Source organism: Roseibium sediminicola, from assembly GCF_023156505.1.
In the GTDB taxonomy this organism is placed as follows: Bacteria; Pseudomonadota; Alphaproteobacteria; order Rhizobiales; family Stappiaceae; genus Roseibium; species Roseibium sediminicola.
The window spans coordinates 36,394-56,628 of the sequence record NZ_JALNMJ010000020.1 but is presented as its reverse complement, the minus strand read 5'-3'; the positions used below and the strand labels follow the sequence as shown (position 1 = coordinate 56,628).

20 protein-coding genes are annotated in these 20,235 nt (G+C 57.0%); 10 read left to right on the top strand and 10 right to left on the bottom strand.

Translation table 11 applies throughout. The annotated features are described in order from the left end of the window. Window positions 1–101 precede the first annotated feature (101 nt). Complete coding sequence (locus tag M0H32_RS22675; protein ID WP_248157960.1) at window positions 102–1,031, top strand: recombinase family protein; 930 nt, start codon at window positions 102–104, stop codon at window positions 1,029–1,031. A gap of 42 nt (window positions 1,032–1,073) precedes the next feature. Here M0H32_RS22675 and M0H32_RS22670 read toward each other — a convergent pair whose 3' ends face one another. The 9 genes from M0H32_RS22670 to M0H32_RS22630 form a co-directional block, all read right to left on the bottom strand. Next, entirely contained in the window at window positions 1,074–1,478 is a 405-nt protein-coding gene (locus tag M0H32_RS22670) for a type II toxin-antitoxin system VapC family toxin (RefSeq protein WP_248157887.1), read from the bottom strand. Beyond that, a complete protein-coding gene (locus tag M0H32_RS22665) occupies window positions 1,478–1,726 on the bottom strand; it encodes a type II toxin-antitoxin system VapB family antitoxin (protein WP_248157885.1) in 249 nt (82 codons plus the stop codon). Before M0H32_RS22665 ends, M0H32_RS22670 begins: the two co-directional genes overlap by 1 nt. Window positions 1,727–1,996: 270 nt before the next feature. Further along, window positions 1,997–3,274 carry a Fic family protein gene (locus M0H32_RS22660; RefSeq protein WP_248157884.1) on the bottom strand — a complete coding sequence of 426 codons (1,278 nt, stop codon included), beginning with the start codon at window positions 3,272–3,274 and terminating at the stop codon, window positions 1,997–1,999. A gap of 528 nt (window positions 3,275–3,802) precedes the next feature. Then, window positions 3,803–4,216 (bottom strand): type II toxin-antitoxin system VapC family toxin, encoded by a 414-nt coding sequence (locus M0H32_RS22655; RefSeq protein ID WP_248157883.1) that lies wholly within the window; start codon window positions 4,214–4,216, stop codon window positions 3,803–3,805. Further along, a complete protein-coding gene (locus tag M0H32_RS22650; RefSeq protein ID WP_248157882.1) occupies window positions 4,213–4,461 on the bottom strand; it encodes a type II toxin-antitoxin system VapB family antitoxin in 249 nt (82 codons plus the stop codon). Before M0H32_RS22650 ends, M0H32_RS22655 begins: the two co-directional genes overlap by 4 nt. A 91-nt stretch (window positions 4,462–4,552) precedes the next feature. Next, window positions 4,553–5,824: a plasmid replication protein RepC gene (gene repC / locus M0H32_RS22645; protein WP_248157881.1), complete on the bottom strand. Its 1,272-nt coding sequence runs from the start codon at window positions 5,822–5,824 to the stop codon at window positions 4,553–4,555. Window positions 5,825–6,195: 371 nt separating this feature from the next. Next, on the bottom strand, window positions 6,196–7,209 hold the full coding sequence (gene repB / locus M0H32_RS22640) for a plasmid partitioning protein RepB (protein WP_248157880.1): 1,014 nt from the start codon (window positions 7,207–7,209) through the stop codon (window positions 6,196–6,198). Next, entirely contained in the window at window positions 7,209–8,447 is a 1,239-nt protein-coding gene (repA, locus tag M0H32_RS22635) for a plasmid partitioning protein RepA (protein WP_248157878.1), read from the bottom strand. The genes repB and repA overlap by 1 nt, the downstream gene beginning before the upstream one ends. 651 nt (window positions 8,448–9,098) lie before the next feature. Continuing rightward, window positions 9,099–9,935, bottom strand: coding sequence for a helix-turn-helix transcriptional regulator (locus tag M0H32_RS22630; RefSeq protein ID WP_248157876.1), 837 nt, complete (start codon window positions 9,933–9,935; stop codon window positions 9,099–9,101). Window positions 9,936–10,037: 102 nt separating this feature from the next. On the opposite strand from M0H32_RS22630, the gene M0H32_RS22625 reads away from it, so the two are divergent. The 4 genes from M0H32_RS22625 (at window position 10,038) to M0H32_RS22610 (ending at window position 13,478) form a co-directional block, all read left to right on the top strand. Further along, on the top strand, window positions 10,038–10,829 hold the full coding sequence (locus tag M0H32_RS22625; RefSeq protein WP_248157874.1) for an SDR family NAD(P)-dependent oxidoreductase: 792 nt from the start codon (window positions 10,038–10,040) through the stop codon (window positions 10,827–10,829). A gap of 91 nt (window positions 10,830–10,920) precedes the next feature. Beyond that, on the top strand, window positions 10,921–11,625 hold the full coding sequence (locus tag M0H32_RS22620) for a B3/B4 domain-containing protein (RefSeq protein WP_248157872.1): 705 nt from the start codon (window positions 10,921–10,923) through the stop codon (window positions 11,623–11,625). A 142-nt stretch (window positions 11,626–11,767) separates the two neighbouring features. Beyond that, window positions 11,768–12,121 (top strand): hypothetical protein, encoded by a 354-nt coding sequence (locus M0H32_RS22615; RefSeq protein WP_248157870.1) that lies wholly within the window; start codon window positions 11,768–11,770, stop codon window positions 12,119–12,121. Window positions 12,122–13,028: 907 nt separating this feature from the next. Beyond that, window positions 13,029–13,478 carry a Ros/MucR family transcriptional regulator gene (locus M0H32_RS22610; RefSeq protein WP_248157868.1) on the top strand — a complete coding sequence of 150 codons (450 nt, stop codon included), beginning with the start codon at window positions 13,029–13,031 and terminating at the stop codon, window positions 13,476–13,478. 116 nt (window positions 13,479–13,594) lie between these two features. Here M0H32_RS22610 and M0H32_RS22605 read toward each other — a convergent pair whose 3' ends face one another. Beyond that, a complete protein-coding gene (locus tag M0H32_RS22605) occupies window positions 13,595–14,617 on the bottom strand; it encodes a nucleotidyltransferase family protein (RefSeq protein ID WP_248157865.1) in 1,023 nt (340 codons plus the stop codon). A 766-nt stretch (window positions 14,618–15,383) separates the two neighbouring features. Between M0H32_RS22605 and trbB the strand changes: the two genes are divergently transcribed. The 5 genes from trbB to trbJ are packed head-to-tail and all read left to right on the top strand — an operon-like array spanning window position 15,384 to window position 20,233. After that, window positions 15,384–16,388: a P-type conjugative transfer ATPase TrbB gene (gene trbB / locus M0H32_RS22600; RefSeq protein WP_248157863.1), complete on the top strand. Its 1,005-nt coding sequence runs from the start codon at window positions 15,384–15,386 to the stop codon at window positions 16,386–16,388. Continuing rightward, window positions 16,378–16,737: a TrbC/VirB2 family protein gene (locus tag M0H32_RS22595; RefSeq protein ID WP_248157861.1), complete on the top strand. Its 360-nt coding sequence runs from the start codon at window positions 16,378–16,380 to the stop codon at window positions 16,735–16,737. Before trbB ends, M0H32_RS22595 begins: the two co-directional genes overlap by 11 nt. Continuing rightward, window positions 16,730–17,026, top strand: coding sequence for a conjugal transfer protein TrbD (locus tag M0H32_RS22590; protein WP_228933519.1), 297 nt, complete (start codon window positions 16,730–16,732; stop codon window positions 17,024–17,026). The genes M0H32_RS22595 and M0H32_RS22590 overlap by 8 nt, the downstream gene beginning before the upstream one ends. A gap of 2 nt (window positions 17,027–17,028) precedes the next feature. Beyond that, entirely contained in the window at window positions 17,029–19,464 is a 2,436-nt protein-coding gene (locus tag M0H32_RS22585) for a conjugal transfer protein TrbE (RefSeq protein ID WP_248157860.1), read from the top strand. Further along, window positions 19,442–20,233, top strand: a complete 792-nt coding sequence (gene trbJ / locus M0H32_RS22580; protein ID WP_248157859.1) for a P-type conjugative transfer protein TrbJ — start codon at window positions 19,442–19,444, stop codon at window positions 20,231–20,233. Before M0H32_RS22585 ends, trbJ begins: the two co-directional genes overlap by 23 nt. Window positions 20,234–20,235 lie beyond the last annotated feature (2 nt).

Here is a 20,235-nt window from a genome sequence, read left to right as displayed (position 1 = left end):
AGGTGGTGGAAAAGGCACTCAAGAGACGTTTACAAACGATCAGTTATCCTTATCTTCTTTATTTGGAAAATCGCTCTCTTATAGGCTCTCAGGCGTCCCAAATGGTCAAATCAGCGCTCAATCGCTCTTCTCATCGACCTGAGGGACGGCTTATCGGCTATGCGCGCGTCTCCACTGACGAACAGACGACAGAAGCGCAAGAACTGGAACTGCGATCGGCCGGCTGCGAGACAATCGTGGAGGAATATGGATCCGGTGCTTCACGAGCTCGTCCTGCCCTTGCAAGACTGGTTCGGGAGATCGGTGCCGGCGAGACGCTGGTCGTCGTACGTCTCGATCGTCTTGCCCGTTCGGTGACCCATCTGTTGGAAGTTATCGATAATCTGAACGCCAAGGGCGCACATTTCCGCTCGCTGAGCGATCCGATCGACACAACTACCCCCCAGGGCATGTTCTCCTTGCAGGTTCTGGGGGCAGTCGCCCAGCTCGAGCGCGCCTTGATCTCCGAACGCACCAAAGCGGGCATCAAGGCTGCAAAGGCAAAGGGAAAATTACCCGGCAATCCAGGAATTCGAGAGCGCAGACCTGAAGCGCTGGCCAAAATGACGGCTGCTCAAAAGGAGGCCTATGGTGCACGCATCCAAGTTACTGCCAGTCAATGGCTTCCTATTGTCCGGCGCATGCGTCCTGATCACACTTGGGACGATATCGCACGGTTCCTCAAAAACCGCGGGCATGACTGGACACCCGAACGGCTGCGGCGCGCGGTGAAGTGGATGGTTGCTGAGGGAATGGCAGACAAGGAGCTGCTGAGAAAATCGCCTCCACGCCCGCCGGAAGACCGGTTGATGACGCTGGTCGCCGGCATCCATTCGTCCAATCCGGAGCTAACCTTGCGCGAAATCGCCGGTCAGCTCGAACGCCTGCACGAGCGTACCCCACGCGGTGGAACGAAATGGTCGCCTTCTTCCGTCAAGAACCTCATTGACCGCGCACGCAGATCCGGTCTTCTGACTGTCTTGGATGAGTAAACCAGTCGAGTCTCAGACTTTCGGCCTGGCGCGATGCCTGCTTCATGAAACTGTTTCAAGATCCGTGTCGCGAAACTCGTCGTCGGTGGCGAGGATCGGCACGCGGTAATATTTCGCGCATGCGTAGTGCAGGCAATCGCCAAGATTGAGTTTGTTCTTTCCGGTTCTGTACTTGTCCGCGGCCGACACTGCGAGAACCGTTGCCCGTTTGGCGGGCGGCAGGTCCCGGACCTCGATGCCGCGCTCGTCCAGGAACTCCATCACGATGGGTTCGACCGAACTGACGGCCATATTGAATTTATCCGGCCGGGCCAGACCGATGACGGCCTCAAGTATCGCGACAGGTGAAGTCAACCGCTTCTTGGCATTTGCCAGTGCGTCGGAAACACGTTCAGCCTCTCGCTCGTCCGACAGGAGCGCGATGATCGCACAGGCATCGACAAACATCAGCTTTGCTCGTCCCACATCTCGTCAAACGCTTCCCTGGGCAGCGGCTCGCGCGCGGTATCACTCAGCGCGATTCCATGCTTTTCGCGGAGCCGTCTGGCAGTCTCCAACGGTGTCTCGGCATTGCGCCGTCGCTCAATTGCCTCTTTCATGGCGATGACGATGGCATCGGTGATGGACACACCGGTCATCTTTGCGAATTTGCGTGTCAGCGCATCCGCCTCCTGATTATTGACGTTGAGTGCCATGGCCTTTTCTAATGTAGATAAATTCACTAACTAATGTAGATACTAAAATCTACATCGGCAAGGCACCATTTGCTCTGCAAGAGGCCTAAATGCGCACGTTCGTGCCTCTTGAACCGGCATTTTGGTCTCGTCGATCTACGCGTTCACTTTGCTCAGACCAAGCCATGCAGGGACTTGTGGAGGTGCGGTTTTCCCCCTGTCCTGTCGATCGCCGCGCGGAAATACCCGCTCGAGGCATGATTTCGTCGCCGAAAGGCGATATTCGCCCCATCACTGGTCCGGAAACAACCCAGGCATCCATCGGCTCGCCAGTTTCGCGGGAAATGCCAGATACAGGGGCGCGCGAGTGCTTTCGGATCGAAGGGCACCTGCCTCGAGCAGCGCTGAAGTTATGCGCCGCGCAGTCCGGTCACTCGTCCCCAAGGCATCGGCAACTTCACCACGTGGAAGCTCGCCCTGATAGAGCACAGTTTTCAGGATGATATCGGACTTGGGCAGCAAATGGCCGGCACGAATTTCTTCCTCCGCCCAGATAAGAATGCGATCTCGCAACCTGTCCGGCTTCATCAGTCCTTCCATAAATTCGACCTGATCAATGCAAGTCCTGAGGAAAAATTCGGTGAAGGTGGCCAGCGCTCCCTCGCTCAGACTGCCTCGTCCGTCCCGGTCGCCGCGGCGCGGCTCATCGCACGCCTGAAGATGCCTTTTGTAATCTGCTTCATTTCTTGCCAGACCACGCGCGATTGACCACAATCCGCCGGTATTCAAAGCCTGACGCAACATCGCATAGGACATCAGGCGGGCAACGCGCCCGTTTCCATCGAGGAATGGATGTACCCAAAGCAGGCGGTGGTGTGCACACGCGGCCGCCAAAATAGAATCTATCCGCCCGCTCTTGCGATAGGCTTCGTTAAGTCGGAGAAGAAAGCGCAGAACAGCACCAGGACTGATTGCGACATGGCGCCCCACCACAACATCGCGTTGCCTTAGCTCGCCAGGGACAACTCTGAGCCTTTCACCCGTTTCAGGGTTTTCCACGTACAGAAGATCTTCGGGCAAGAGTTCGCAGAAACGCTTGTGGATTTCCTGAATAGCTGCCTCTGAGAACGGTGGCTCCACCAATCCGCCCAGGTCGATCCATTGCTGTACAGAGATGTGGGCCTTGGCCTCGAGCTGAAGATCACGCTTCTTGGGATCAGCGCTGTAATCTCCATGAAGGGCTCTCTCGATATCGACCGGATGCGTGTTATGGCCTTCAATTAGGTTGCTATAGTAGCAATTCATGGAGCGGATTAGATCGGCCAGCGCGGAAGCGATCGACGCCGGCAGGCTGCTACGGAAGGCGGCCGATCGGGCGGCAAGATCGAGCGCCAGGTCGTTGAGCTCCGCTCGTTTGTGCGCGCCCTCACTGATCATCAGTGGCTCGAATAGTCCGATTGACTCGCCATCGTCCCGCAGTATCATTTCATCCTCTGTTTTGGCCACTTCATTGTCCGGAATGATTTTCCGTTTTATCGTTTCTTTACATACGTTTGTCAAATCTATCACTATTTTTCGACCGGACATTTGTCCGCTACTGTGGCCGGTTGTCTTTTAGTTGACGGGTCCATCTGATGATCGGCGCCATAGCCACGCCCGCGAGTTCTCTGAAGCCTAGGCAACTTGTGGAGTTTGCCCTCTTCTGCCCTGTCTATCATGGCGCGGAAATATCCGCCGGCGAAGCAATGTGCTCCGGATCCCGCAAGCCCTTGCTGCTCGACCGCCAGCTGATATCCGGCCGAACAGAACGCGCAAATACACAAAGAGCTGGCCAACTGTTTAAATTGATCCCGGTTTCAGCCTGCGCTGTCGAACATGCCGACTGAATGAGACCTATGGAAACACCATCCAGGTTGGTTTCGGGAATTTTGATGACTTCATCGCTTCCGTTCCTTCTCCCAGCCCGGATCCTATCGCGGAAAACTCCAGTCAAAAGCGATCCAGTTTTCGGGAATCAGAGCAATCGTCTTGCCCGCTCGGTGAGTAAACCAGTCGAATTTCAGACTTTCAGCCTGGTGCGATGCCTTGCTCACCGAATTAGAACTCCCAGGGAGAAATAAGTTCGAGGCCAGTCGTCTGAAAGTCGTTCAGATTTCGCGTGGCCAGGCGGCCACCGTTGATACGTGCGATTGCGGCAATCATTCCGTCCGGCGCTGACATGCCGCGGCCCTTACGGGCGGCCTCGCCCATGACGTCGCCATATGCCAGTGCCGCTGCTTCAGTCAGTCCAAAGATCCGATCGGCAAATCTGCGCCGCCAGTCCGAAAGCCCTTGTTCCAGACGATCGGCGCGCTGATCGGGACGGATTTTCTGTATGCCGAACGCTATCTCGGCAATGACAACCGTCGACAACACCAATTCAGCATCATGTCGTACCAGCCACGCGATCACTGCCGGTTCAGGAGCCTTTTTCAGTGTTTCCGAGATCACATTGGTGTCCAGGAAAATCAAAGCTCCGGCCCCAGATGGACCTTACGGTTCTCGCGGATCACTTCCTCAAGATCGATATCGGTGCCAAAGTTTTCTGAAACTCGGGCGTAAAAGTCCGCAGCAGGTTCCTTGCCGGCCTCCCTAACCTCGTATGCCTCAAGTGCCCGCTCGACGATATCGGCGATCGAACGGTGTTCCCGGCGAGCAAGGCGATGAGCCAAGTCTCGCGCCTTGGCACTGCGTACGGAAAGTTGAGGTTCTGCCACGAGGGATCTCCTTTGTTCCAAATATAGCGAACTGCAGCCTTGCCATCAAGATGGCAGCTGACGGCAAGCCATCACCTTCGCCTGACTGAGCTTATTTCGCGGCCAGTCCGAACAGTGACTTCGCCAGCGCCAGCTTTCCTTCCGCAGCCCGGTCGCAGCACGCCCGGAAATATCCGCCTGGCGAGCTGATTTTCTCCGGATCGCGCAGGGCCTTCTCGGCAACCACTGCCAGGATTGCAGCAGCAGCCTGCCTTCCCAGCCGGCCACAGGCGTTTGCGTAGGCGGATTCACTGAGGCCAATCCCCACCCTCATGACTTCAGCCGCCGACATCAATTCCGGCCAGCTGCTGAGTGATAGCCCAAAATCGCTTTGAACGGCCGTGCAGGCGCTTTCCAGTAAGGATATCGAAACCGCATCCAGGGATGCTGTTCTCTGGAAATCCGCTCCACTTGGGCGGTTCTGCAGGCCTTTGGCGGCAGTTTGAGCCCTACCCGGCTCCGCTTGCTCCCTTTCAGGAGCTATTTCGGCGCCGTAGGCGACGTCAGCAAGGGAATTAATTTCATCCGCGTCAGCGGATGTCCGATTATTAGAATAAGAGTCTGGTGAGTTTGTATTAAATAATTGGGTGACGCGAATGTCATGCTCGCATGTCATACTATTGTTTTCAGATGTTTTTTCGGCTGTCTGAGCCTCTGCTACCGCTTCAATCAGAAGATCGTACAGATCCAGCAAGGCTATGGCCTTTTCCAGGACATCCAAGCCATTTGCCAGGATAGCATCCATCTGTCCCAGAAAGTCGGCCAGAGACGGATCTGAATTGGCGTCAAGGATATCGACAATCGCCCGGGAAACCCGCGTGACCGTGCGTTTCGCTTCCCGTCTGGCATTGAGTTCGGCTTGCCATTCGTCCGCCAGCCGCTTGATTTCTTGGTAGCGAATGCGCGCTGGCGTGAAATCCAGGCCATAGGCGAAGGTAATATCTCCGCGACCATTCCGGTGCACCCAGCGGCGCCCCGTCGAACTGTCCCTGTAGGCCAGAACCTGCGCTTCGACGAGTTGTTTGATGGCGCGGATAACCGTGCGCTCGCTTCGGCCAACATAGGAGGCCAGCTTTTCATTGGAGATCGCGACGATCGGCCGGGCCGCCCCCTTCCAGTCCTCAGACTTCGACAGCCCGAGCAGAATATCGAGCACATGATAGGCTGTAGATGTGAGGCCCAGTGGCTGCGCCGCTCTTTTAAGAGCGATTGCGACTTCCGATTTTCCGATGTCCGGAATGTCGTTGGACATCGCCAATCGTTGAGACGCAAGAATACCTGGCGTCACCTTCCGGAAGGAAGAGACGTTCGAAACAGTAGGCATAATAACCTCCGTTCGCCGTAGCCATGCATGGTACGGCGTCGATCAATTCGGGAGGTTCAACGATGGGAAATCGGCAGAAATCCACTGCTCACACAAGATGGATCTTGCGCGTGATTCGGAATTCACCTAAAACAGAGAAGTGTTGAGGTTCCTGTTTGGGCTTTCCCTGCTGAACCGTGATTAAAGAGATCGATCGGTTGCCGCCGTTTCGGTCTCTTTTCATTTTGACCCTATTTCTTCTGCAGTTCCTCCTTCTTCCTCCTTCGGGACTTCACCTATCGGTTGCGGAACAATTATGGGACCCGTCTTGGTCGGTTTCCCCAACAAATTGCCGTACCGGTAAGAGTGTCTTGGACACCGTAAGGCGTCCTTTAGTTCTCTGAACTCTCTCCATGGTTCCGCTGCTGTTGGAAGCTCTGGTAAAGCTCCGGCAGGTTTTCACCGAGCCAATGGCTGAAGTCCGACTCCGATCGCGGGATGGAAATCGTCGTCGTCGACGCCGATGATTTCATCCTGGCGAACACCGTTCCATTTGAAGCGATTTCAACAACAGAGGGTTCAGAGGCCGCCGCTTTCTTTTCCCGACCCTTTGCTGCGCGCAAAGCCATTGAAACCCTCTCCTGAGCCGAAGCTACTTTGAAATCATTGCCTTCCAGGAGCTTCCGGACGCGCTTCTCTGCACCAGGATTTTCGAAGTGTTTCGCGAGGTCCAGCCAGGCAGGACGACCGACATTTTTTGCTCGGCCGATCGCACGGATAATGTCATGCGGGATGCTGTCGGCAATCTTCCGCATGTTTGAAATAACGGTTTGAACCTGACCAAGCACCGGCTGCATTTCGCGTTGTTTGAGACCAGCCTGGCGAAGCTGTTCGGCCCACAGAACCATTTCGGCAAAGGTGAGGTTTTCGCGAACGCCATTTTCAAGGGACTGCTCCTTGATCAGCTCCGCATCGCTCAGTTTCCGGACATAGGCCTTGACCTTGAATGTCTCGGGTCGGCCGGATTCAGTCATAAGTGCCTGAATGGCCAACAGACGACGATGCCCATAGGCAAGCTGATAGCGGTCTCTGTCGCTTGGATGCGGCCGCACAAGGACCGGGATCTTCTGTCCCTCATCCTGAATGGAAAGCTTCAACTCCTCAAGAGCTTCGCCTGCCTCCTCATCCGTCTCGAACCGGTCCGAGAAAGGACTCGGATCGATTTTGGAAGGATCGAGCGAGACGATGCTGTCTTCACGCATATGCGACAGCGCGCGCCCCATCGAATTCACTACAGGGGCCGTTGTGGTCCTTTGGCTCGGCGTTGGTGTCTGGACATCGCTCTTTTCATCTGCTGCTGCAGCAGCGGCATCAGACATCATTTTGACGATTGATTTCTTCATCATCAAACCTCCCTGCCCCAGACCTTTTTTATCAGGTCGAGAATTTCCGCATTCACGCGGTCGGCACTTTCAAGCGCGCGTTTCAGCGTCTCGCGACCGACTTCACCAGGCTCGATTTCGTAGAGGCTTTTCTTCGCTACGCCGGCTGATGCGATTGCCGTGGACTCAATCGCTTCGGCGACCAGGACATCGGTTCCGAACAGATCCCGCATCGTGCCGGACATGATTTTCTGCGGACCGTCGTTCGGGTTGACGCGGGTCAGCAGGAATTTCGTAAAGTCATGTTCAAAGACAGCGCCGCCATCGGAAAGGGTATGCGTCACATCGGCAATCATCTTCAGGAATTGAGAACAGGATGAGACGTCGAGCATCGCCGGATGGACGGTGATGATAAGACCCGTCGCTGCATACAGCGCCGCCATGGTGGTGTAGCCAAGCGAAGGCGGTGTATCGAGAACCACGATGTCGTAATAATCTTCGACTGACCCGATGACTGCGTCGAGACGCTGGAAGAAAAGCCCCAGTTCATCGGTCCGCCGCTCAGCCAGAGCCGTCGGCGTATCGTATTCGAAGTCCATGAGACGCAGGTTGCCGCAGGCAAGGTGTATCCCCGGGAAGTAGGTCTCGCGGATGACCTCGGCAAACGGGATGCGATAATTGTCATAGCGCAGGGCGTCATAGGTGGTGTCCGTGCGCTCGTCTTCCCCCTCCCCTGACCTCAGGTCACGGTCCGGCTGGATGCCGAACGTTGTCGTCATCGAGGCTTGGGGATCCAGGTCGACGCAAAGCACCCTATAGCCTTGCAAGGCGAGGTAATGTGCCAGATGGACCGATGTTGTCGTCTTGGAGCTGCCGCCCTTAAAATTCGCCGCGGCAATCACCTGGAGCTTCTCACCCGGGCGCCGGTGCGGCAGCAGGCGCAAGGCATCGTCTGGACGCAGGTCCGCAAGGAAGCTCCGCAGCTCCCATACCTGGTCCACGGTATAGATCCGGCGGTTATTGTCAGCCCGGTGCGGCTGCGGTCCCTTCCCCTCCAAAGTCAGGGTTCGAAGCGTACTTTCAGGCACACCAAGAAGACGCACGAGATCAGTCGTTGAAAACGTCCTGCCGAAAACCTTGCGCGCTTCCGGCGGATAGGTCATCTCGCGCATAGTCTGCAAACGGTCTGACAGCCTCTGCGTGAAATTCTCGATCTTTGCGGTCGTATCGCGTCCGCCGGAAATTTGTTCGGTAACGGCCATTGATGCCCTCTGACGGTTTATGACCCGTTCCTACAGATCACTCCGTCATGGATGCCGGATTCCAACCGAACCTGCAAGGCATTTTAAGTTAACGATTTCCTAACGGCATATCTCAACGGTGGGAAATTGTTCGGCAGCACAAAAAATTTCTGCCAGCAAACACTATTGGAAGACCTACTGAATTTGCCCGCATTCTTTAGAAGAGTGGAATCTTTAAATTCTTTCATAGCGTTAGGAAAACTCGTACCAACAGGAAAGAACCAGCCAGGAAATATCGGAAACTCGAACCAAAGTCCCCCGCATCGGCTGCATGACCTGTAAATTCTTTCAAGGAAATCGAAGGGCTCTTGGGGATTTCAAAACCATCGCCATCGTCTAGGAGAGAATCAGCGAGTTACACACTCGGCAATTTTATCGAAACACATACGCTGAGCATCCTGCTTGAACGACAGGAAAGCGTCGCCATTTCCGCCATACGGTTGGCCTGGATGGATAAGCGAAAGCAGTCGTCGTGTTTCGCGGATCGCCGAGAGCGGTTGCCCCGATTGTGGAAGACCAGCTTTTGAGGCCGATCGTCATCATTCTGTTCTACCGCACTTGATTGCGTCGGCTATACGGGAGGACTCCAGGGTCTTTTGCCCGCCAATTGTCTCAAGTAACCCGGCCAGCTGTCTTCCGGGCTTTGACCAGCTCACCTGGCGTATAACCGTAAGTACGCACGAAGTGCCGGCTGAAGTGCGATTGATCCGCAAAACCAGACGCGTTGGCCGCATCGGCAAGTCCGCACCCGTCGAGGATCATCCGCCGACCCATATGCAGCCGACGCTGCACCTGGTAAGCGTGCGGTGGAAGCCCCGTGGCGGAGCGAAACGCACGTAGAAAGTGGAACCGGCTCAGCCCACAAAGTGTAGCAAGGTCGTCCAGACTGGCTTCGACCTCTGGCTCCGCATCAAGCAGTTTTTGCGCCGGTGCGACGCTTGAGGGCGACGGAATTTGCGTACCGATATCGGTCTCCACAAGGTGGGACAACATCTCGATCAGAAGGCTCTCCACGACGAACGCCGAAGCCGAATATCCGGAAACGCTCGTGTGCAGGTCGAGAAATGCACAGGCAGCCGACGGACTGGCGAGCACAGGGTAAGCGAATTCAGATCCTGGCGAAGCTCCAAGACCCGCAAACGCCGAAGCAAGCGCTTCTGGGCGGAAGAACAGCATTCTCCAGCGCCGAGCCTCACCGTCGACCGGATGACCGTCGTGGACCTCACCGGGATTGACTGAAATCACCTGCCCAGTCTCGGCACGCACCTGTCCACGTCCGCTTACCGACTCATGGGCGCCCTCGAGGAGTACCCCGATGCCGAACTCGTCGTGGGTATGGCGACTGTAGGTGCGGCGCGAACGCGCCTCCACCGATATGACGCCCGGCAGCGCCGTCTGCCGCAGGCAAATCTTTTCGTCTGTCGATTGCGATCCGGAACTGTCTTTCATGGGTGACTACCACCGGCTCCCAAGCTGCGCGGGTCTGAGCAGACTGAGAAGAGCAATTTCATTCAAGACGCGTCAGTTTGCAAACGTGAATATCTGATCAAATTGGAACTGCACGATGGCTCGGGCCTCCGGGCAAAACAGCGGCTCAAGAAATTTCAGGGTCAGTTGAGGATCAACAATATGAGACAAAAGGTAGCTGTCGTCACCGGCGCGGCCCAGGGCCTCGGCCTCGAGACCGCCCGCCAATTGTTGGAACGGCGGTATCACGTCGTCTTGACGGCCCGAGATGAGCCTAAACTGCATTCTGCCGTAAGTACCCTGACGGGTGACGTTTCAGCGTTCCGGTTGGACGTCACGAGCGAAGCCGACGCTCTCGCCCTGTCGCATCATGTCGCACAAGATTTCGGGCATCTCGACGTGCTCATCAACAATGCCGGCGCTTTTTTCGAGCCTACAAACCAGGAGGCGATGGTGACGACCGAGATTGCCACCACCCCCTTGTCGGCGTTCGAAAACTCGTTCTGCACCAAAGCCCTAAGTGCTGTCGTGGTGACGTCCGCACTTTTACCACTTCTCCGGCAGTCTTCAGCGGCGCGGGTCGTCAATGTTTCGACCGCCATGGCATCTCTCGTCGGCATGGCCCGTGGCTGGCCTGCCTATCGCATTTCCAAGACCGCACTAAATGCCGTGACACGGATTCAGGCCGACGAATACGCTGGTCTCGGCATCAAGGTGAATTCTGTCAGCCCCGGCTGGGTCCGTACGGCTATGGGCGGCCCGACAGCCATGCGATCGGTCGAAGAAGGCGCTGACGTTATCGTCTGGGCGGCCACTCTTCCCGATGACGGTCCAACCGGCGGCTTCTTCGAATCGCGGCAGACCCTACCTTGGTGAAACTCCGCACAGCCGCTGCGTGATCCCCTTAGATCAACAGCGGCACCTTTTTCCGACCACACCAAAACATCATGGACACATCGAGTAGACGATGCAGCTGAGTTACGCACAACCGATCCTCTTGGCTTTTCCCGAACTGGTTTTCGGAGCGGTTGAGATCGATGGGATTTCGAACCAGGTAGACATGTCCGGGGACATAGCCGCACTGCTTGACAGGGCGAGGACAAGGCTTGCGGCGCACAACGAATCCGAGCTTCCGGAAATCCGTGCCTGGCGGCAAGCCTTCACCCAAATGGGGCTCAAACCGACCCAATATCGCTGTGCCGCCGAAGCTTTACTCAGACGTCTGCGCAAGGAGGGAAACCTGCCCTCGTTTCATCCTGTCATCGATCTTTGCAATGCGGCCTCCTGTGCCTACGCGATTCCGGTGGCGGTGTTCGACCGTGCCCGAACGGGCGATCTGCTAAAAGTTCGCTACGCACAAGGCGGCGAGCCTCTTGCCACGTTTTCCGGCGAGGTCGAACGTGCGGAAGTGAACGAAGTGATCTTCGCAGACCTTAAGGGCAATGCCCACGCGAGGCGTTGGTCGCATCGTCAGAGCAGCCAATCTGCGGTACGAGCTGAAACAACTGACATTCTGATCGTAGCTGAAGCGCATCACACCACGGCGGTTGAAGATGTCCAACGCCTCATAGCTGAATTAACCTGCATCTTTCGGTCTCGTTTCTGCCCATCTCGTATCGCCGGGATTTCCAGCAAGGAGACCGGCCAACCACACATGACGGCACCGCTTTGATAGGCGGCATAAAATTCCAGGCTCATTCAAGGCCTCGAAGCTCTTTCCGTTTCACGTGAGCATCACCAGGCGCTGCCGCCTGAAAGATTTTCTTTTTGGTTGGTTACACACGGCCTGGGAACAGGCTGAATAAGGAGAAACCATGCTGATTGCCTATTATGTCCTCTGCGCCCTGTTGTTCGTCGGCGCACTGCTTCACGGCTACGGATCGTTGATTGCCTATTCCAAAGGGTCGACGGCTCGAGTGTGGTCACTCGGGTCGGCTGCTCAGGCCGCGTTGTTGGCAGCCTTGGTCGCCGTGATTGGGCCGGAAGCTTCACCTGAACCGGTCAGCGTCATCGCGCTCATCGGAGTCGTTGCCTGGCTGATCACGATCATCGCCTTTGGCAGGGCCATCAGCAAGCTGACCGATCCGCGGGTAATCTATCATTTCGTTGTTTCAGTGCTTCTGGCCGGAATTCTTGCCGCTGGCCTCGCGGGTATGCCGTTGGCCTGACGCCGCTCGCAGATACTGCAGTAGCAGAAATAACATTGTCCCGGCGCCAGTGATTTCGGCACCGGGACCGCCCTTCGTCACGTCGGAAACTGAGTGGACAAACAGGTTAAGATCTGGACGGTCTAAGTCGAGCACTGAGCCAAGAGCAGAGGCCTCTGGGAAGCCGGAAGCGATACCGGTGCATGTCGTCGAGGTCAGCCGATGCTAAGGACAACTATCCAGCTCCCGAAAAGCAGAAGCCGCCAGTCTCCTTGCAGCCCTTTTGGTGACCTCAAGAACCAGGTCGCCATCGCTCTTCCTTGCCAGCGGCTGTCGTTTTGCACCGGAACCGGCACAGGATCGCATTTCGGCCCACAGCTTTCCTAAATATAGCAATTGCTATATCGCCCGTTTCGCGTCGCGGGGCATGGTTGCATGATCGTGTGACTGTTCAAGAAAATATAGCAGTTGCTATATTCGCGTCAGAAGCGCCGGAAACGCCCAATCTTGATATTCCGATGCATACGCTTTGGAAAACCAGCCCAGGTGTAATGCCACCTCGTCGTAGCGCCGGCGCCCCACTTAGCAAGGCGCCAAGTGCGCGACCCAAGCTGCCCATTTCCCGTCTGCAACGTAGAGCGGTCACAGACGAGCTGAAGCAAATTGATGATCGAAAATGCCCCCACCACCAAGATGTGACTGACAGTACCGTTCCGATGTTGTATCCGACAAACCAAAGAGGAGAGGGGAGGGGGCCGAACTGGAGCAACCAGGGCTGAATTCGAATGTCCTCAAATTCGCCTTCGTCCGACACGGGAAAAGCGCAGGATGAGCCCCATCGTTTGTAACGAGTTCGTTCAATTTACTTCGTTGTAGAACTAGAATAGGAACAGCGTTCCTTTCCCCTGAGCCACTCCGTGAGAGCCCAATGTCCGATACCTCACCCAGCAGCCCATCTCTCGAGAATGATATCGTAGATCTCACAGCAGGTATCGTTTCCGCATATGTGAGTAACAACACGATTGCTTCGGGTGAGCTTGCCGCACTAATCGCGACCGTTCACTCCGCTCTGTCTTCGACAGCACAAACGGCGCAGGAGCCTATTGTTGAAGAGCTTGTCCCCGCCGTCCCGCTCAAGAAGTCGGTGACGGATAATTTCATAGTCTGCCTTGAGGATGGCAAGAAATTCAAATCGCTGAAGCGGCATCTTCGGACACATTTCGACATGACGCCGGAAGACTACCGGGCCAAGTGGAACCTGCCTGCGGACTACCCGATGATCGCCCCGAACTACGCCGCGGCGCGGTCGGAACTCGCCAGGAAAATGGGACTGGGCCAGAAACAGGGTCGCAGGAGCAAGTCGGCGAGCAAGAGCTAGTCGTCTTCTCGCCAGGGCAAACCCCGCTGGAGCTGAATCTCCGGCGCGCGGACGCATATCGATCACTCTGAAGCACTTGCCTGCAGCAACCGACTCCCTGCCGGCAAGTCCGCCGGTCAAGACAGCAGATCGAGCAGGGCCGAAGTTGCCGGCATGCGTTCCAGACTTGCCGCAATGCGCTTGCGCCATTCCGGACCGGTTTCCATAGCGGCCTGGTAGGCTTCGGCAAGGTCATCCGGCCTGGTCTCCGTCAATGCCTCGATCAGAAATGCCGCCTGGGCCCGGTCCTTGTGCGCTTTGAGGGCGTCCGCTCCTCCTTGTCTCCGGTCCGCGACGATGAGCTTGTGCACCGCATAGCGTTCCGGGCGTGGGATCTGCACCAACACGCCTGAGCGATAGAGAAAGGGAACACTGATCGGATCGGCAATCAGGTAATTGAGAAAATGCAGACTTTGCGCACTGACGCCAAGGGCGGCAAGATCGCGGATGGCCTCATCCTCTTCGAAGGACGGCGTCAGAAACTCGACCAGGGTCTGACGATTTGTTTGCCGCCAGCGCCAGGTCTTGCCGTTTTCGATCGCAGGCACGGGATCGAACTGAAGCTCGGAAAAAACCTCTGCAAGTGGCGGGTCGACCGTGTCCGCGAGAGCCAGTGACAACCGCTCGAAACTTGCAATGTCGATGTCATCCGTCGTGGCCGACTGGTCGAACCCGATCCGGATGCCGAGTTCGCCTTCATAACAGCGGAAGGCCTGCGTACCGACGATCGTTCCGCCGAGCCGAAAGACGCCGGCTTTGGCCATGGCCGAAACCACCTGGCCGGACCCGACATCGGCGAACAGATAACCTTCGGCCCGCAGCACCCGCATCAGTCTCGCCCGGTCCCGTTCGGCGAGTTTTGCGGCCCTGGTGATCTCCGATTGCCGCTCCAGGCGGTCCCGAAGTTCTGGCGTGTCTTCGCCAATATACCGGTCGATGGTTTTCTGCCCGACGCGAAAGTGGTCGTACCAATAGGTCCTGGAGCCGACCACCTTCGATCGTGGTGCGCCGCGCAGCTCCGACACCACGCTGTCACACAGGGACCGCCGCAAGTCCGTCCAGGCGGACGTGCCGATTGCACTGTGATAGTCGATGGCCATATGTACCCCACATACTTTTTCTCGTGGGGTAAGAATAGCAGATTTTCTATCCCACAGAAATTATTTTGTGGGGTACATAAGGAACGAGATCTCGGTACCTTCCGAACCGCCTTGTCCTTTGTGTGGAACTCCAACGAGCAGCTGCTTCAAAAAAATAGCGTGCCCGCGTTGACCCTTGGGAGGAAGACACTTGGGCGCGCCTGGAAAGGTGTGCACGTGACGCTTGGTCACTTTGCCCTTTTAGCCGCGTTCAATAAAAAAATCCATTCCCACAATTGCAGAGTTTTTCAGGGGGTAGCACTTCGTGGTCGTTCAAGCCACATACATTAAACCTTTCTGCAGGCGCAGAGATGCGCCTGCTTTTTGACACGGCTGATAGGTCCAGGTTTGACCCCAGCCATAAGGTTCTGTGACTACCAAGCTTCGTAACGTCGAATATCTCTTTAGCTAAGACCTAGATGAACGGTCGGCAACGTAGCCCAATTGACTGTTATATTTGCCAATTCAAATAACTCTCCTTAGGTGTGGAAAACATTTTTCTCAACCTTGCGATGACGCTTCGTTCCGTGTTGGGTTGCGCCCTCTCGCGAGGTAATCAACCACTGATTGCTGTAGCCGTAAATTATTGATCTCAAATATAAAAGGACACTCCGAATGACCTCCGGAGAGCCTGTGCACATCCCCGTGCCCGGTCCGATAAATGCTGTCTCGGCGAGGCCGCACCATCCCCTGAACATCTCAGCTTTCACCGGTAGGGGAGGGGACATTGAGGAACGGTGAAAGCCGCCGTCGGCTAATCGACGGACTGGCAGACGCGCTAGGGTCTACGATCCTGTCGGCGCTGGCGGACGACACCGTCGTTGAGATCATGCTCAACCCTGACGGACAGCTGTTCATTGAGCGCGTCGGCATTGGGATGGAGCCCTCCGGCGAGATGACGCCCCATGACGCCCAGATCATCATGGGCAAGGTCGCTCATGCGCTCGGTACGGAAATCACCTCTGACAAGCCAATCATTTCCGGTGAGCTGCCGATAGGGGGCCATCGTTTCGAGGGCCTATTGCCACCTGTCGTTTCCAAGCCGTCCTTCACGATCCGCAAGAAGGCATCGCTGGTCATCCCGCTTTCCAAATACTTCGAGGATGGCGTGATGACAGACGGCCAGGCCGCCGTGATCCGTGATGCAGTCGCCGGCCGGAAGAACATTCTGGTTTCGGGCGGCACGGGCACCGGCAAAACGACCCTGACGAACGCGATCATTGGCGAAATGGTTTCTGTCGCTCCGGATCACCGCCTTGTCATTCTGGAAGACACCGCGGAAATCCAGTGCGCGGCCAAGAACGCTGTGATCCTGCACACGTCCGATAGCGTGGATATGCAGCGTCTATTGAAATCAACCATGCGCTTGCGGCCTGACAGGATCATTGTCGGCGAAGTGCGCGACGGTGCGGCGCTGACGCTGCTCAAGGCATGGAACACAGGCCACCCGGGCGGCATCGCCACGGTTCACTCCGATAATGCCTATACCGCACTGACGCGGCTCGAACAGCTTATCGCGGAAGTGTCTCAGCAGCCCATGAGCCAAGTGATTGCGGAAGCTGTTGACCTGATTGTCTCAATCGAGCGCTCCCCGGAGAAGGGACGCATCGTTCGGGACATCGTGACCGTCTCCGGGTTCCGGGACGGCTCCTATGACGTCCACTCAGCCGTCCTACCCAAGTTCCAAACTGATGTTTCCAACGAAAGGCAAGGGAACCTCCATGTCGCGTAATTTTACATTTCTTCTGGCTCTTGTCGGTGCCGGACTATTCTTTATTGAACCTGCCTTCGCTACCGGCGGTGGCTCGCTTCCCTGGGAAGGCCCGCTTCAGCAAATTCAGGCATCCATCAATGGTCCCGTCGCCGGCGCCGTTGGCCTGATCGCGGTCGCGATCGCCGGCGGCATGCTGATTTTCGGGGGCGAGCTCAACGACTTTGCTCGCCGCATGGCCTACGTGGTTCTCGTCCTCGGGATCCTGCTCGGCGCCTCCACCATCGTCGGCCTGTTCGGCTCTTCCGGTGCCTCCATCGGCATCGCTCCCGAAGTGGAAGCGGCAACCGTGGAACCCGCTCATGGCTGACGCGCCGGGCCTCAACAGAGCGCGGATCCACCGCGCTCTTTCACGCCCGACACTGTTGTTCGGGGCAGACCGGGAGCTGGTGCTCGTGACCGGTCTTGCCTCGGTCATTCTGATTTTCGTGATCCTGAAGCCCTATGCCGCCGTGCTCGGCGTGGCGATCTGGATCGTGGTGGTTGGCGTGCTGCGGATGATGGCCAAGGCGGACCCTCGGATGAGAGCTGTCTATCTGCGGCACGTCAAATACCGCGCTTATTACCGGCCGACATCCACGCCCTGGCGGAAATACTGAACATGGTTGCTCTCAAAAGATTCCGGCACGTTGCGCCATCCTTTTCCGATCTTCTCCCTTACGCGGCGCTGATCGACAACGGAATCGTGCTCCTGAAGGACGGGGGCTTGATGGCCGGCTGGTATTTTGCCGGGCCGGACAGCGAAAGCTCTACCGCGTTTGAGCGGAACGAAGTCTCCAGGCAAATCAACTCGGTTCTGGCCCGCCTCGGCAACGGCTGGATGATTCAGATGGAAGCCGTGCGCATTCCCTCAATCGGGTATCCGGAAAAGGAAAGCTCGCATTTTCCGGACCCGGTCACGGCCCTGATCGATGACGAGCGCCGGCAGCGTTTCGATGCCGGGGAGGGGCATTTCGAAAGCCAGCACGCCATCATCTTGACCTACCGGCCGCCGGAGAAAAATAAGTCCAAGCTGGTGAAGTACGTCTATTCCGACGAAGCCAGCCGCAACACGTCTTTTGCCTCCCGGACGCTTGAGCACTTCAAGACGACCATCCGCGAATTCGAACAGTACATGGCGAACGTCGTGACGATCCGGCGCATGGAAACGCACGAAGTGCCGGAAAGGGAAGGGGAGAGGCGCGGCCGCTACGATGATCTGCTGCAGTTTGCCCGCTTCGCGCTGATCGGGGAAACCCATCCGATCCGCTTGCCTGACATTGCGATGTATCTCGACTATCTGGTGACGGCGGAATTCCATCACGGGCTCAATCCCATCATCGACGGCCGCTATGTCGGTGTCGTGGCGATCGACGGGTTCCCGGCCGAAAGCTGGCCGGGAATCCTCAATGCGCTCGATCTGATGCCGATCACCTATCGCTGGTCGAGCCGGTTCATCTTCCTCGATCCGATCGAGGCGCGCTCGGTCCTGGAAAAGACGCGCAAGAAATGGCTGCAGAAGGTGCGGCCGATGATGGACCAGCTCTTTAAGACCAATTCCGGATCGCTCGATCAGGACGCCATGGTGATGGTCGGGGAAACCGAGGACGCGATTGCCGAGGCGAACTCGCAGCTCGTCGCCTTCGGCCACTACACGCCGGTCATCGTGCTCTTCGACACAAACCAGGCGCGGCTTCAGGAGAAGTGCGAGGCGGTGCGCCGGCTCGTGCAGAACGAAGGGTTTGGCGGACGCATCGAAACCCTGAACACCACTGAAGCGTTCCTTGGGAGCCTGCCAGGTGTCTCCTATGCCAACGTTCGTGAACCTCTGGTGAGCACGCGCAATCTCGCGGATCTGGCTCCGCTGAATTCCGTATGGGCGGGATCGCCGGAAGCGCCATGCCCCTTTTACCCAATTGGATCGCCGCCGCTCATGCAGGTGGCGTCCGGCTCCTCGCCGTTCCGGTTCAATCTCCATGTCGGGGATCTGGGGCACACGCTGATCTTCGGGCCGACAGGTTCGGGTAAATCGACGCTTCTGGCGCTGATCGCAGCTCAGTTCCGGCGCTATGAGAACGCGCAAGTGTTTGTCTTCGACAAGGGCAAGTCGATGTACCCGCTGACGCTTGCGGTCGGCGCGGATCACTATGACGTCGGCAAGTCGGACACACTGGCCTTTGCACCGCTCTCATCGCTCGAGGACGACACCGACAAGGCATTCGCCGCCGAGTGGCTGGAAACCCTCATCGAAATGCAGGGTGTGAAGGTGATCCCAGAACACCGCAACGCCATCACCACGCAGATTGAATTGATGTCCAAGTCGCAGCGCCGGTCGCTGACCGACTTCGTGTCGGGCGTCCAGAACCGGGAGATCAAGGACGCGCTGCAATATTACACGGTGGACGGCCCGATGGGCTCGCTCCTCGACGCCGAAGAAGACGGCCTGTCGCTCTCCAGGTTCCAGACCTTCGAGATCGAGGAGCTGATGAACATGGGCGACCGGAACCTGATCCCCGTCCTGCTCTATCTGTTCCGCCGGATCGAAAAACGCCTGACCGGTGAACCAAGCCTGCTCATCCTGGACGAGGCCTGGCTGATGCTCGGTCACCCAGTCTTTCGCGACAAGATCCGGGAATGGCTGAAAGTTCTCCGCAAGGCGAATTGCGCGGTGGTCCTGGCAACGCAATCGATCTCCGATGCCGACAGATCCGGCATCATCGACGTTCTGAAGGAAAGCTGCCCGACAAAGGTATGCCTGCCCAATGGTGAGGCAAGGGTTTCCGGAACCCGCGCGTTTTACGAAAAGCTCGGTTTCAACGACCAACAAATTGAAATCATCGCCTCGGCGATCCCGAAGCGCGAGTACTACGTCACGTCTCCGGATGGGCGCCGGCTGTTCAACATGGCGCTCGGCCCGATCACGCTGTCCTTCGTCGGGGCGTCCGCCAAGGACGATCTCAAGTGCATCGAAGACCTTCACCTCCACTACGGCGACAAATGGCCCGCCGAATGGCTCAAGCAAAGAGGAATTGCCAATGCCGAACAGCTTCTTGGCTAGATCGCTCGCCAGCGTTCTTTGTGTGATCGGAATTGCAGGACCGGTCCAGGCCGGTGGTGCGGTCACTGGGGCGACCGAGTTCACCCAGATCCTCAACAACAGTGAGCTTGTTGCCCTCGGCGGTCAGAATGCTGAGCAGATTGCCAATCAAGTGCAGCAGATCGGCAACCAGATCCAGATGATCGAAAACCAGATCTCCATCTACGAGAACATGCTGCAGAACACGCTGTCGCTGCCGATGCAGGTTTGGGGCGAGGTCGAGCAGAACCTCGGCCAACTGCAGAGCCTGGTTCAAAAGGGTCAGGCGATGGCGTTCTCGATGGGCAATCTGGATGACACGCTGAAGCAGCGGTTCCAGAGCTACGCCGACTTCGCAAAGAACGGCCTGCCGGACGGGCAGTCGTTTTCGACCATGTATCAAGGCTGGTCCGACACCAATCGGGACACGATCTCCTCGACACTGAAAGCGGCCGGATACACGTCGGACCAGTTCGCGACCGAAGAGGACACCATGCGCCAGCTCCGGCAGCATTCTCAGTCCGCGGAGGGCCAAAAGCAGGCCCTGCAGGTGGGTCACGAGATTGCCGCTCAGCAGGTTGAGCAGATGCAGAAACTTCGCGGCCTTGTTTCCCAGCAGATGACCATGATGGGAACCTGGTACCAGTCCGAACAGACGGCACGCGATCACACCAAAGCAGCCTCAGATCAGTTTTTCAAAAACCCGAACGTCTCTTCTGGGAACGGGCAAGACTTCAAACCTCAGTGGTAAAC

Coding starts and splice junctions, on each gene's coding strand:
- M0H32_RS22675 (WP_248157960.1), top strand. CDS start 102: ATGGTCAAATCAGCGCTCAATCGCTCTTCTCATCGACCTGAGGGACGG.
- M0H32_RS22670 (WP_248157887.1), bottom strand. CDS start 1,478: ATGTTTGTCGATGCCTGTGCGATCATCGCGCTCCTGTCGGACGAGCGA.
- M0H32_RS22665 (WP_248157885.1), bottom strand. CDS start 1,726: ATGGCACTCAACGTCAATAATCAGGAGGCGGATGCGCTGACACGCAAA.
- repC (WP_248157881.1), bottom strand. CDS start 5,824: ATGCCTACTGTTTCGAACGTCTCTTCCTTCCGGAAGGTGACGCCAGGT.
- repB (WP_248157880.1), bottom strand. CDS start 7,209: ATGATGAAGAAATCAATCGTCAAAATGATGTCTGATGCCGCTGCTGCA.
- repA (WP_248157878.1), bottom strand. CDS start 8,447: ATGGCCGTTACCGAACAAATTTCCGGCGGACGCGATACGACCGCAAAG.
- M0H32_RS22630 (WP_248157876.1), bottom strand. CDS start 9,935: ATGAAAGACAGTTCCGGATCGCAATCGACAGACGAAAAGATTTGCCTG.
- M0H32_RS22620 (WP_248157872.1), top strand. CDS start 10,921: ATGCAGCTGAGTTACGCACAACCGATCCTCTTGGCTTTTCCCGAACTG.
- M0H32_RS22615 (WP_248157870.1), top strand. CDS start 11,768: ATGCTGATTGCCTATTATGTCCTCTGCGCCCTGTTGTTCGTCGGCGCA.
- M0H32_RS22610 (WP_248157868.1), top strand. CDS start 13,029: ATGTCCGATACCTCACCCAGCAGCCCATCTCTCGAGAATGATATCGTA.
- M0H32_RS22605 (WP_248157865.1), bottom strand. CDS start 14,617: ATGGCCATCGACTATCACAGTGCAATCGGCACGTCCGCCTGGACGGAC.
- M0H32_RS22595 (WP_248157861.1), top strand. CDS start 16,378: ATGTCGCGTAATTTTACATTTCTTCTGGCTCTTGTCGGTGCCGGACTA.
- M0H32_RS22590 (WP_228933519.1), top strand. CDS start 16,730: ATGGCTGACGCGCCGGGCCTCAACAGAGCGCGGATCCACCGCGCTCTT.
- M0H32_RS22585 (WP_248157860.1), top strand. CDS start 17,029: ATGGTTGCTCTCAAAAGATTCCGGCACGTTGCGCCATCCTTTTCCGAT.
- trbJ (WP_248157859.1), top strand. CDS start 19,442: ATGCCGAACAGCTTCTTGGCTAGATCGCTCGCCAGCGTTCTTTGTGTG.